The sequence below is a fragment of the Acidianus brierleyi genome, assembly GCF_003201835.2.
GTDB classification, from domain to species: domain Archaea; phylum Thermoproteota; class Thermoprotei_A; order Sulfolobales; family Sulfolobaceae; genus Aramenus; species Aramenus brierleyi.
This window is the reverse complement of record NZ_CP029289.2, coordinates 1,279,656-1,292,599: the sequence shown is the minus strand read 5'-3', so window position 1 is coordinate 1,292,599 and position 12,944 is coordinate 1,279,656. Positions and strand designations below refer to the sequence as shown.

Here is a 12,944-nt window from a genome sequence, read left to right as displayed (position 1 = left end):
AGACCTTTTTGCATTTTATAAAATGGGTAATTATATGTAAATATATTCTATATCATTGAAAAATTAAAATCAGAGTAACTCTGATAAGTCATCTCCTCCTTTTGCCTTTTTTCATCACCGAATATATTAATAATGCTTGTATAATAGATATTTTTATGGAGTTTAAAGTTATAGCAGATTACTTTGATAAACTAGAAAAAATCAGTTCGAGAATTCAACTTACAGCCACTCTAGCTGACCTGTTCAAAAATACTGATAAAACTGTTATAGATAAGGTAGTATATCTGATTCAGGGTAAACTGTGGCCAGATTTTACTGGACAACCAGAAATAGGCATAGGTGAAAAATTTCTAATAAAGGCAATTTCTATAGCTACTAGCGCTAAAGAAGAGGAAATAGAAAAAGAATTTAAAAATCTAGGAGATTTAGGTCAAGTAGCTTTTAATCTAAAGCAAAATACTCAAAATTCTAGTATATTATCTTATTTTGGCTCTCAAATAAGTCAAGGTTTAACTGTAGAAGAGGCTTATGATGACTTAGTTAAAATAGCTACGTCTCAAGGCGAAGGAAGTAGAGATATTAAGATAAGAATATTAGCAGGCTTATTAAAGAAAGCTACTCCTTTAGAAGCTAAATATCTAGTAAGATTTGTAGATGGCAGACTCAGAGTCGGTATAGGCGATGCTACTGTACTTGATGCGCTAGCAATAACTTTTGGCGGTGGACAGAATTTTAGGCCTCTTATTGAGAGAGCGTATAATTTAAGGGCAGATCTAGGTAATATAGCTAAGGTATTAGTTGAAAATGGAATAGAAGCTATAAAGACAATAAAGCCTCAACCTGGAATTCCAATAAGACCTATGTTAGCAGAAAGACTATCTGATCCTCAAGAAATGATGGAAAAAATGAACAATATAGCTCTAGTCGACTATAAGTACGACGGAGAAAGAGCTCAGATTCATAAGAGTAAAGATAATATTTTCATATTTTCTAGAAGACTAGAAAATATAACAAGTCAATATCCTGATGTAGTGGAATACGTTAGTAATTTTATAAGAGGAGAGGAATTCATAGTAGAAGGCGAAGTAATACCAGTAGACCCAGAAAGTGGCGAGATGAGACCATTTCAGGAACTTATGCATAGGAAGAGGAAATCAGATATACATGAGGCAATAAAAGAATACCCCGTAAATGTGTTTTTATTTGATCTAATGTACTATGAGGGCGAGGATTATACAGTCAAGCCCTTACCAGAGAGAAGGAAGAAACTAGAATCAATATTATCACAGAATGATAAGATTCATATTGCAACTCATATAATTGTGGATAACACTGATAAACTTAAGGAATTCTTCTATCAAGCTATATCAGAAGGTGCAGAGGGTGTTATGCTAAAATCTATTTCTAATGATTCAATCTATCAAGCTGGATCTAGAGGGTGGTTATGGATTAAATTTAAGAGAGATTATCAGAGCGAAATGGCAGATACTGTAGACCTTGTTTTAGTCGGTGCGTTTTATGGTAAAGGAAAGAAAGGTGGTAAATATAGTTCTTTCCTTATGGCAGCATATAATCCTGATAAGGATGTATTTGAAACCGTATGCAAAGTAGCTTCTGGATTTACTGATGAAGAACTAGATAACTTGCAAAAGAAAATTGAAGAACTAAAAAGATCTGATAAACATCCTAGAGTAGATTCCGAGATGATTCCTGATGTATGGGTTACTCCATCATTAGTAGCTGAAATAATAGGTGCTGAGATAACTATCTCTCCATTACATACTTGTTGTAAAGATAATTATGAGAAAGGTGGACTCTCTGTAAGATTTCCAAGATTTATAAGATGGAGACCAGATAAAAGCCCAGAAGACGCAACAACTTCTAAGGAGATCTATGAGATGTATAATTCACAGCTAAAGAAGATTGATGACAAAACTAGTGAGAATATCTAATAATAGGGACTATGTAAGATGTATTTTAATATGAGCATAGAAATAGAGCGTGGAGGAGCAATAATAGTAGGTAAGAATTTTACCATAGACGGTCATTCAAAAAGAAATTTTAGGGTTGTAAGCCATTTTCATGCTGATCATATATTAGGTCTTTCAAAAAGTATAAACGAATGTTTAGGTATTATAGCTACGCCTCAAACTTTAGATGTATTGGAAATTTTAGGATATAAAATTCCGCTTAAGAAAAAATTCGGTCTAAAATATAATTTAAGTTTAGACATGGAAGGAGAATCTATTTCTTTAAAACCTGCAGAACATATTTTAGGGTCTGCACAAGTATATATAAAATTAAAAGATGGAACAAGTGTTGGATATACTAGCGATTTTAAAAATCCAGGTAGCGGGACACCAATTTTAGATTCTGATATTCTAATTTTGGACTCTACATATGGTAAACCGGAATTTAGACGACCATTTAAACAGGAAATGGAATACTTATTTCCAGACTATATCAGAGATTCATTAATAAATGGTCCAGTTAGAATTTATGCATATCATGGTAAGATTCAAGAAGTTATGAAATTCCTTAGAAAGTCTGGTATAGATGCTCCTTTTTTAGCAGAGGGAAAAATATTCGAAATAACTAAAGTAGCTAAAAAATATGGCGAAAAAATAGATGATATATTTAATATAAAAGATGAAGAGAGTAAAGATATAATAAAAGATGGTTGGTATATAGAATTTAGACATTTTAATGAGTTTAAAAAACGTAGTAGTGATTTTACCAATTTTCTATTATCTGGTTGGCAATTTAGCGTTCCTATAAGGAAGCTGGATAATAAAACTTTTGTAGTAGCGTTTAGTGATCATGGAGATTTTGATGAGACTATATATTATGTTGATAATTCGCCTGCAAAAACTATTATTACAGATGGAGGAAGAAACGGTTACTCGAAAGAATTAGCTAAATATATTAGAGATAAATTAAAGAGAAATGCTTTTAGTCTTCCTTAGATTACCATATTTTCTTGTATTAGTTGATTATTTTTAAATCTATCAGGGGAGAAAATATTAATAAATTTAGATTTTATATTATCTGCTATTAGGTCAGCCATAATTTTACCGGAAAAAGGCGAAAACATCATTCCATGTCCACTGTATCCTGCGTCTATATAAAGACCATCAGGCCAATTATTTGAATATCCCATTATATGTGAATGATCTGGAGTCATTTCATAATATCCACTCCATCCTCTGAGTATTCCTATTCCTTCTGTTCCTTTTATTAGATTTCTTACCCCTTTTAGAAATTTAATTGTATTTTCCAAAGATATCGTAAATGGATAAAATGAATAGTCCTTTTTATCCTCTATACCGCCTATAATTTCTCCTTTTAAAGTTTGAGACAAATAGATTTCATGATTGGTGTCTATAACTAACGGCTTAACTTTGAATTTTATATTTTCCGTGATATATATTTCTTTTTTTTCTGGATATATTGGAACGTCGTTAATAAGTAATGAACTCCAGGCACCAGCTGTTACTGCTACAATATCACCATCTATTATTTTATTACTCTTTAACTTTACGCCTCTTACTTTATCGTCTACTAATATTTTTTCTACTTCGTCATAAATAATCTTAATTTTATCTTTTATAACCTCAAAATAGCTATATAAAATATAATCATGATGAAATGATCCGTCTTGAGGGGCAAAGTAACACGTCTCACCATATTTAAGAAAATCAAAATTATTGCAATCCATAAATTTACCTCCAACACCTAAAGACGACCACGTTTTATCTAGCTTCCTAAAAATGTCTATGTTCTCATTATCTAGTAACCATAAATATCCAGTTTTAAGCAATAATGGATTATATTTCATTTCCTTAGATTCTCTTATAAGAAATCTTATTCCCTCTATTGCAAAATTAACATTTTCTTTACTATTGAAATGATATCTAAATCTACTAGCATTTCTACCGCTGGACCCGTATCCTATTCTGTTTTTTTCTATTAGGATAATATCACTAATACCTTTTTTATATAGGTGATATACTAGACTTAATCCATGTCCTCCTGCTCCAATTACAATTATGCTCATTTTTACCACAACGGATATAAGGGTGATCTAAAAGTAATTAATTTCTCACTTTCCAGATAACTTCCTAAAAGATAACTGCATATTTTACCTTGACACTCTCCAGTGCATGCGCCAGTAGTTCTTTTTATATCTTCAACTGTTTTATACCCTTTTCTTTTTTCATTTGCTACATCAGAAAAAGTCACGTCTTCACATTCGCAGAAATAACCTTTGTCACCGAAAATATAAGGCGAGGTACGAGTTTCCCAATTTTTTGAATAGAAATGTATCAAATGAGATTCATTTTCGTTTATTTTTTTACGAAATTCGTCAATATATTTTTCATCAATAATAATTTTTGCACTTAAAAAAGAAGTTTCATAATCTGAAATGGCTCTACTTCCTCCTATTACATAAATATTATCTTTTGCTTTTCCATTTATATCATGAGTAGGAAGATATATATGAGAAAATGAATAAAATATATAATCTATATTAGAATTTGAAATAGCCTCTAATCGAGGTTGTTTTACAATCGCATAGACTATTGCATTAATTTTTTCTTCTATTCCATCAAAGTTTATATGCAGTTCTTTTCCTTTTCTTTTTACATTAATCTTATCTGCTCCTATAATATCTATTCCTTCCTTTTCTGCAATGTTAATCCATTTTTTAGAAAACATATTAGTACCTTTTTTGTAAAGTACCTTGGATTTAGCTATAATTGCAGTCTTTAATGCATCATCTGACGATCCAATAACCATTACTTTTCCTATTGACTTATAATTTCTTAAATACATTCTTCTTGAGATTATCCCTGGTATATCATTGTTCTTAAATAACGGTGGAATATATCTACTGCCATTGGCAAATATGATATTTTTAGCATTTACAATAAACAATGTATCCTCAGTTTTTATTAGATATCCTTCATCAAACTTTCCCAAGAATAACCCATTAATAATTTTATCTTTCTTTTCTTTTATAATTCCTTTTATCTTTTCCACAATATTTTTATCTGATAATGGATCAAAGAAGATATCGTCATTTAAACTATCCGAAATTAAAATTGTCTCATTTAAATTCTCTAACAATGAAAGACCAGATATTCCTCCTCCTATTATCATGTTTTCAATTGATAAGTGATCTACGTTATATTCGATAGATGGTAAATAAAACGACGGTAAACTAATGTTTTTCGAGGCTATTTCTATGATTTTTGGAAAATATCTTAAAATTTTCACTTTATGAATAATTTCACTACTTAGTGGTAAATATAGCCTAGAATGAATATTGAGGTTTTCTAAAGAAATTTTAGTACATAAATTTTCTCGTCTTCCATTATGAATTATCTGAGTATATGGAAGACCGGTTTCACAATCTTTTGGAATTCTACATCGTCTTTGTTTCTTGCTTCTGGCACAAATCATTTTATAGCATCTAAGATAGGCTTTCCATCTAACTTATTATAGTTTACATTAAATACTTTTAAAATCGTTGGTACAATATCTACCAATTTAGCGTTAATTTTTCTATTACGTGCTATATTTTTTCCATAAAGAATTATTATCCCATAAAGATCGTCCTTTCTATAATATCCATGATCACCACTTGAATTTTTATATGGTATTATATCTTCTATTTCTTTATCTTTTTCATTATTAGAGCTCATAGAATACATTTCTGCAATTGTCAGTTCTATATCTCCTTCTCTATCCCCTGCAGGAGTTTGTTTTTCATAAATTATTGGAAATATTTTTTCATTACTAGAAGGATCAACATAATTTTCTAAGTTTTTAACTATATAATTTACTAGTTTTGGATATTCCTCTTTTTTCACTATACCTTTTTCTTCTCTTCCAACTAGATTTATTCTTATTATTCCACCGCCGGCGTAAAAAGCTTTTGTTCTCTTCCAGTCTATTTTATTCTCATCTACTCTAAGTACATTAATTTTCTGTAATATTTTATTAACATATACTCGTTTTTTAGCTTTCATAATTCCGTGATCTGAAACTATTGCTAAATTATCTGCTAAATCTAGTAATGAATTTACGAATTTTTCAGCCATTTTATATGCAGAAAATATGTAATCTAATGATTTTCCATCGTCTATTCCATAAAATAAATGTTGAAAGTTATCTACTATTGGAAGATATGTTATTCCTAGATCCCATTCGGTTTTTCTCAAAATAAAGTTTGAATATTCATAAAAGAAATTAAAAGACAATTCTGCGGTTTTAATATATTCCTCTAAAGTTATTAGACCTTTACTTAGTGATTTATAATCTCCATCGAGTAACATTCCAACTTTTTTAGATATTTTTTCCCATACTTCGTTAACGAGAGACTCGTTATTCCCCCAATTTGTCAAGAAGCTCGGAGGACTTATGTAAACATTATTTACTCTAAAATGTAGAAAAACTATACCTTTTACGTCTCTGTTGTTGCAATTTGCAAGAATTTCTATTGGTCCTATCCATTCATCTTGATTAGCCTTTATATCTAAAGGACCTGTTGGAGTTTCTAAAGTAAGCTGGAATGAGTCACCCGATTTTTTTAATATCCATTTCTTATTTAGAAACTCATTTTCTCCTTCATTAATGACTTTACCTTCACTACATTTCTTGATTTTAGCCTTGTAAGGATCAAATAATATAACGTTATTATTTTTCCATATGTCTGGAAGCGCTTGAGGTGATGACGTTACTATAACCTTAAATCCTTTTTTACCTAAAATGCTCCATATAGGTTCTGCGATTAATGAGTAACTATTATATGCTGTTAAAGGAGAGGAGATTGTTCTACCTTTTACAAATATTCTAGGCCCTGTAACTCCATTATTCTTAGGATTTAGTCCTGTAACTATCGATGCTAGTGCTACTGGAGTTATGGAAGGATAAGTACTCTCTAATGGGCCATATGATCCTTCTTCTGCCAATTTGCTAAAAGTGTTTAAGTTATAAACGAATCTCTCAAATAAATGATAAGCCATACCATCAATGATTATTAATAAAAATTTCAAAAATTACACCTTATTCCCTAAGCTTCTTTTGTATTTCATCATCGAACTTAAGTGGACGTATCATATTTATATGATTTCGCTTTATGTTTCCTTTATTATCAAAACTTATTGCAAACTCATAAATTCCTATATCGTTTCTAAACTGACCAAAAACATCATATCTATTTTTAAAATTCTGTATATATTTTATATCTAGACTATCTTCAACAAATTTGGGATCCAATTTCCTCAAAATTTTTACCAGTAACTCCCTAACATCCTCCATACTATTCCCCCAAAACTTTCCTTATTATTCCTTCAAAATCATGCTCATTGCTTTCAATTATCTTAAGATCCGGCCTAAGAAGGCTTATAGTTTTCGTAGTCATTGGCCCTATGCTTATTATCTTATAGCAATTATTTAAAAAACTAGCTATGGTTCTAGCTATTTCAGAACTAGTTAATGCTACTATATTAACATTACATTTCTTTAGCTCTTCCTTTGCCTTTTTTACATTCTCCTTGATAATCGTAGTTTTATAATCATATATTTCCATGTAGGCAATTTTATTTGAGAGAATAGACTTCATATCTGCAGAAGCTTTACTACTTCTAAATGCTACTAGTGACTTAATTCCACTTTCAAGGATTAGATTTGATAGATGAATACTATCGTATTCACTAGGATAAATTGAATTAAATCCTTTTTCTCTTATTAACTCGGAAGTAGGCTTACCTATAGCGAATATTTTTTTATTTTTAACTTTATCCCAATCATCAAAACATTTTACGGCATTTTTGCTTGTAAATGCTATCGCTTCATAATCATCAAAGTCTTTTTTATATGAAATACATTTTATTTCAAATAGTGGTATATTTATTATTTCTATATCTTTATTATGTATATTTTCGCTTAATGAAGGACTAAATAGTAATACCTTCATTTTTCATCTCTTCTAAAAGTTTTTTGCCTAATTCGATTCCAACTATATTTGGTTCTTTATTTGATGATATTTCTACTGTAATTTTTCTTTTACCATTACTGAAACTAGCTATGCCAAACAGCGAGTTATCTTCTTTTTTGAAAAATATACCTATAGGTGAGTGACACCCTCCACCTACTATACGAGAAGCGTTCCTTTCTGCAGTAGCCTCATCTCTTGTATTCTTATCGTCTAGCTCCCTTATTGTCGATAATTCTTTTCTGCTCTTTTTTCCAACTATTGCTATTATTCCCTGGTTTATTTCGGGTGTAAAATCAATTGGATTTAACTGTTGATATTGAACATCTAATTTTAATCTTTTAATAGCTGCTTCAGCAACTATAATAGCATCGTATTCTTTATTTTGCAATTTCCTTATTCGTGTATCTATATTTCCTCTTAGATCTTTTACTTCCAGGTCGTTCCTCAAAAATGTTATAAAATTTTTTCTTCTAATGCTACTAGTGCCTACCACTGATTTAGATTCTATTTTATATATATCTTTACTACCTACTAGCGCATCATAGGGCGAATCTCTCTTTATTGTAGCTAGAATACATAGTCTATTATCTAATTCTGTAGTTAGGTCCTTCATACTATGCACTGCAATGTCTGCTTCACCATTAATTACATATTCATTTACCTCTTTTTCAAACACGCCTTGGCCTAGCCTATATAGTGGTTCTGAAATGAAGTAATCTGCCTTAGTCTTAACTCCTATAAATTCTGTTTCTATTCCCATGTCATGAAGTTTAGCCTCTACTATATTAACTTGAACTTTGCTTAATAATGAATTTCTTGCAGCTATTTTAATTTTCATTTAATTTCACTTGCAATCTTCTTAATTCTTTCAATTGTTAGAGATACTATTTCGTCAGTATGTGCTGCAGATGTGAATATTGTTTCATATTGGCTTGGAGGGAAGAATATATCATTATCAAGTAGTTTTCTCTGGAACTCTATATATTTCTCTTTGTTTGCATTTCTAGCATCTTTTGCATTATGAACTTCTTCTATACCAAAAAATATCTGAAACATACTTTTTACAGAATTTATTGTATGGAAAATAGGGATCTTGTCTAGTTCTTCAACTATTTCTCTTGCAGCAGCATTAGCTATATCGTATGGCTTACCCTTTTCTAATTCTTCTATTGTAGCTAATCCAGCTGCCATAGAGACTGGATTTGCATTAAACGTTCCAGCGTTAAAAACTCTCCCATTTGGTGTGAAATTATCTATTATCTCTTTTTTACCTCCTATTGCGCCTATAGGAAAACCTCCTCCTATAATTTTACCTAGTGTGGTTAGATCAGGATAAACTTCATAGAGTCCTTGTGCACCTTCTAGACCCACTCTAAATCCAGTTATTACTTCATCAAATATTAGCAACGAATTATATGTCTTAGTAAGCTCTCTCAATCCTTCTAGAAAATCTTGATCGGCTGGAATAACACCCATATTTCCCATTATTGGTTCTAATATTACTGCAGCAATGTCCTCTTTTTTAAGAAAATTTTCAACACAGTCTAGGTCGTTATAGTTACATAGTAGTACTGTTTTAAGAACGTCTTTTGGTATTCCGTCAGAGATTGGAACTCCGAATTCTGTAGCAGCACTACCAGCATCCACTAACGCATAATCATGAGCCCCATGATAATTTCCGTCAAATTTTATGATTTTCTCTCTCTTTGTGTAACCTCTTGCTAATCTTATAGCATTCATAGTAGCTTCTGTTCCACTATTTACAAACCTTATTTTTTCTACAGTTCTAATATGTTGCGATATCTTCTCTGCCAACTTTATTTCTACTTTTGAAGGCGTGCCATAAAGCCATCCTTTATTAATTTGGTCAATAACCTTCTCTTTTACTTGTTGGGGTGAATGTCCTAATATTAATGGCCCATATCCTAGCACGTAATCAACTATTTTCTTATTATTTTCAGTGAATAGGAATGGTCCATATGCATGATCAGTATAGAAAGGTTGAGGTTTAACTGCAGCCCTAACTGGAGAATTAACTCCTCCAGCAAATAAATTTAAGGCCTCTCTCCATAGATCCTTATTCAAAACGGCATCTCCTCTTTTAACCATTTAGCTATTTCGTTTGCATAATATGTCAGGATTAAATTAGCTCCTGCTCTTTTAATCGCAGTAGTAATTTCTAATACTGCAATTCTCTCATCGATCCATCCATTTAGTGCAGCGGCTTTTATCATAGAATATTCGCCACTAACATGATACGCAGCTAAAGGATACTCTGGAAAGCTATTCTTAACTAGGCTTATTACATCAAGATATGTATGAGCAGGTTTTACCATAATTATATCAGCTCCTTCCTCTATATCGAGTGCAACTTCTTTTATAGCCTCTTCCGAGTTTCTTGGATCCATTTGATAACTTTTCCTATCACCAAAAGCAGGTTTAGAGTATGCAGCTTCTCTAAATGGCGAATAAAAAGTAGAAGCGTACTTAGCGCTGTAGGACATAATTAATGTATTTTGGAAGCCAGCATTATCTAATTCTTTCCTTATTGCACCTACTACTCCATCCATCATACTAGAAGGTGCTATAACATCAGATCCTGCTTCTGCTTGAGATAATGCTATTTTAGCATGTATCTTAAGACTTTCATCATTATCAACGTAATAACTATTTTTTATAGATTTCACTATTCCACAATGACCGTGGGAGGTATACTCATCTGTACATTCATCTGTAATTACTATGATTTTGTCGTCAAACGTTTCTTTTAGTAATCTAACAGATTTTTGTATAATTCCATTTTTATCATATGCTGAGCTAGCTATATCGTCTTTATATTTTGGCACACCAAATAATATAAAATATCTTATTCCATTAGAATAAGATTCTTCTACATATTTTATAAGGGAGTCATCTGGAGGATATCTAAGCACTCCAGGCATACTCTCGATTTTCTCTGGCGTAATGATATCTTCTTTAATGAATATTGGTAGAACTAGATCTTTTTCAGATATAGAAGTTTCTGCTACTAAATCTCTAATAAGCTTATTATTCCTTAATCTCCTCGGTCTTAATATCGGGAAGTTTACCATTATTGAATAATTCTAAAATGTAGTTAATGTAGTTTGTGTCGCCATTCTCTAGTGCAATCCTTATTTTATCTAGTAACGGAGCAAATATTTTCTTTATCATTGATTTGGTCATAGCATCAAGAATTTCTTGAGCATTATTATCACTAATTTTTCTTATAGCTTTAGATATTTCTGTTTCTCTAATTTCCTCTATTCTAGACATTATATTTGATACAATCTCATTATATCTTATATTTTCATAATCTCTTAAGAATTCTTCTATTCCATCACTTATAATCTGTTTTGCATATGATATTTCTTTCATTCTTTGTGCTAAATATTCTTTAGATAATCCTTGTAATTCTTCCATTGTTATTACATTTTTTCCTCGAAATACAGTAGGTGAAGATAAGTCTATTATGATATTTTCTCCTTGTACGGTAATCTTGCCAGGGTAAAATATAGCAACGAATACTATATCATAATTGTCTATTAGATTAAAATCAAGACTAGCATACTTAAACCCATATTTTTCTGCTATTTCTTTAGCTTTTTCTGGGGTTCTATTTAATATTGTTACATTTGTTACGTTTTCCTTATACAACATAAAAGCTAATTTTTTCCCTATATCTCCAGCACCTATGATTGCTATTTTTTTGCCATCAAGATTTCCAAATTTTGATTTAACTAGTTCTATAGCTAGTGAATATATTCCGACTTTTCCACGAGAAATATTTGTAGATGTTCTTACTCTTCTGCCAATTTTTATGGCTCTTTCAAAAAGCGTATTTAGGCATTTACCAGATATTCCAAGTCTATTAGAATTAGATACTGCTAACTTAATCTGGCTTAATATTTCATATTCCCCAATTGATAGTGAATCTATACCTGCTGCTACTTCAAATAAATGCTTAGCAACCTCCTTCCCAGTAAGTAATAATGCGTCAGAGCTTATATTTTTACCATGTATTTTATCTAAATATTCAAGGAAATAACTTATATTATTCTCACTTTTTGTGTACAAATAGAGTTCTATTCTATTACAAGTTTGTAATAAAATCATTTCTCCATCAAAGTGTGAAGCTAAAGCTTTTATTTCAGATTCTCGCAAGTAGTGACTACTTAAATTTTCTAGACCAATAGTTTTGTAGGTATATATTAATGCATAATACCTTTTATTTAGTTCATTTTCTAGCATATTCATTTATTATCTCCTCTGCTCTCTTTTTAGCTTCTATTATTTTATTATCTTTAATAAAAATTTCAAAATCATTATCATTGAAAATTTCGTGATATAACCTATATCTTATTGAGGGGTCATTTATTTTTTTCTTAAGATAATTCTTTATGTCATACATAATTTCAATTGCTGTTCTAATAGTAGTATCATCTAGGATATTACTAATTATTTTATCTAAAATCATTTTTGAGACAAGACTAGATTTTCCATAAGTAGTAACAGCTATTTCAACGTCTTCGTCACTATAAAAGATTGGCATTATGAATTGTGATATATCTGTATCAGTAGGATTATTACACAATTTTCCTTGTTTTATAGCCTTTAAACATATTTCTTTGTTGACTAATTGATCATTTGTAGCTACGAATATTATATCATAGTTTTTTAGGAAATTCTCATCTATATTTTTCGCGTCTCCTTTAATTAAATTAATTTTACTCTCTTGTAATTCCTGACTAAATTCTAGACTATATACTGTTACATTATTGCAATACTTAGACATCTTTAACGCTCTTTTACTTCCTATTCTTCCTCCTCCTACTACTAATACTCTAAATTTAGTAAGATCAAGAAATATTGGAAAATAGCGTAATTGTGACACAAATATATTCTCGACTACGCAACATAT

At 30.6% G+C, this 12,944-nt stretch carries 12 protein-coding genes; 2 read left to right on the top strand and 10 right to left on the bottom strand.

Annotation, left to right across the window (positions count from 1 at the left end):
• Window positions 1–155 precede the first annotated feature (155 nt).
• The gene (locus DFR85_RS22620) at window positions 156–1,952 is read left to right on the top strand and encodes an ATP-dependent DNA ligase (protein ID WP_110270222.1); all 1,797 of its coding nucleotides are present in this window, start codon (window positions 156–158) and stop codon (window positions 1,950–1,952) included.
• Window positions 1,953–1,982: 30 nt separating this feature from the next.
• Complete coding sequence (locus DFR85_RS22615) at window positions 1,983–2,966, top strand: MBL fold metallo-hydrolase (protein ID WP_110270221.1); 984 nt, start codon at window positions 1,983–1,985, stop codon at window positions 2,964–2,966.
• Here DFR85_RS22615 and DFR85_RS22610 read toward each other — a convergent pair.
• The 10 genes from DFR85_RS22610 to DFR85_RS22565 are packed head-to-tail and all read right to left on the bottom strand — an operon-like array spanning window position 2,963 to window position 12,917.
• The gene (locus tag DFR85_RS22610; protein ID WP_110270220.1) at window positions 2,963–4,057 is read right to left on the bottom strand and encodes an NAD(P)/FAD-dependent oxidoreductase; all 1,095 of its coding nucleotides are present in this window, start codon (window positions 4,055–4,057) and stop codon (window positions 2,963–2,965) included. The two genes, DFR85_RS22615 and DFR85_RS22610, sit on opposite strands and share 4 nt — an antisense overlap.
• A gap of 2 nt (window positions 4,058–4,059) precedes the next feature.
• Window positions 4,060–5,466, bottom strand: coding sequence for a (2Fe-2S)-binding protein (locus DFR85_RS22605; protein WP_110270219.1), 1,407 nt, complete (start codon window positions 5,464–5,466; stop codon window positions 4,060–4,062).
• Complete coding sequence (locus tag DFR85_RS22600; protein ID WP_168367145.1) at window positions 5,463–7,061, bottom strand: alkaline phosphatase family protein; 1,599 nt, start codon at window positions 7,059–7,061, stop codon at window positions 5,463–5,465. Before DFR85_RS22600 ends, DFR85_RS22605 begins: the two co-directional genes overlap by 4 nt.
• A 10-nt stretch (window positions 7,062–7,071) precedes the next feature.
• Window positions 7,072–7,326 carry a hypothetical protein gene (locus tag DFR85_RS22595; RefSeq protein WP_110270218.1) on the bottom strand — a complete coding sequence of 85 codons (255 nt, stop codon included), beginning with the start codon at window positions 7,324–7,326 and terminating at the stop codon, window positions 7,072–7,074.
• 1 nt (window position 7,327) lies between these two features.
• Window positions 7,328–7,984: a uroporphyrinogen-III synthase gene (locus tag DFR85_RS22590; protein WP_110270217.1), complete on the bottom strand. Its 657-nt coding sequence runs from the start codon at window positions 7,982–7,984 to the stop codon at window positions 7,328–7,330.
• Complete coding sequence (gene hemC / locus DFR85_RS22585; RefSeq protein ID WP_110270216.1) at window positions 7,965–8,843, bottom strand: hydroxymethylbilane synthase; 879 nt, start codon at window positions 8,841–8,843, stop codon at window positions 7,965–7,967. The genes DFR85_RS22590 and hemC overlap by 20 nt, the downstream gene beginning before the upstream one ends.
• Window positions 8,840–10,114 carry a glutamate-1-semialdehyde 2,1-aminomutase gene (gene hemL / locus DFR85_RS22580; RefSeq protein WP_110270215.1) on the bottom strand — a complete coding sequence of 425 codons (1,275 nt, stop codon included), beginning with the start codon at window positions 10,112–10,114 and terminating at the stop codon, window positions 8,840–8,842. The genes hemC and hemL overlap by 4 nt, the downstream gene beginning before the upstream one ends.
• On the bottom strand, window positions 10,087–11,097 hold the full coding sequence (gene hemB, locus DFR85_RS22575; RefSeq protein ID WP_110270214.1) for a porphobilinogen synthase: 1,011 nt from the start codon (window positions 11,095–11,097) through the stop codon (window positions 10,087–10,089). Before hemB ends, hemL begins: the two co-directional genes overlap by 28 nt.
• Window positions 11,054–12,280: a glutamyl-tRNA reductase gene (locus tag DFR85_RS22570; protein ID WP_110270213.1), complete on the bottom strand. Its 1,227-nt coding sequence runs from the start codon at window positions 12,278–12,280 to the stop codon at window positions 11,054–11,056. Before DFR85_RS22570 ends, hemB begins: the two co-directional genes overlap by 44 nt.
• Window positions 12,261–12,917, bottom strand: coding sequence for a precorrin-2 dehydrogenase/sirohydrochlorin ferrochelatase family protein (locus tag DFR85_RS22565; protein ID WP_110270212.1), 657 nt, complete (start codon window positions 12,915–12,917; stop codon window positions 12,261–12,263). Before DFR85_RS22565 ends, DFR85_RS22570 begins: the two co-directional genes overlap by 20 nt.
• Window positions 12,918–12,944 lie beyond the last annotated feature (27 nt).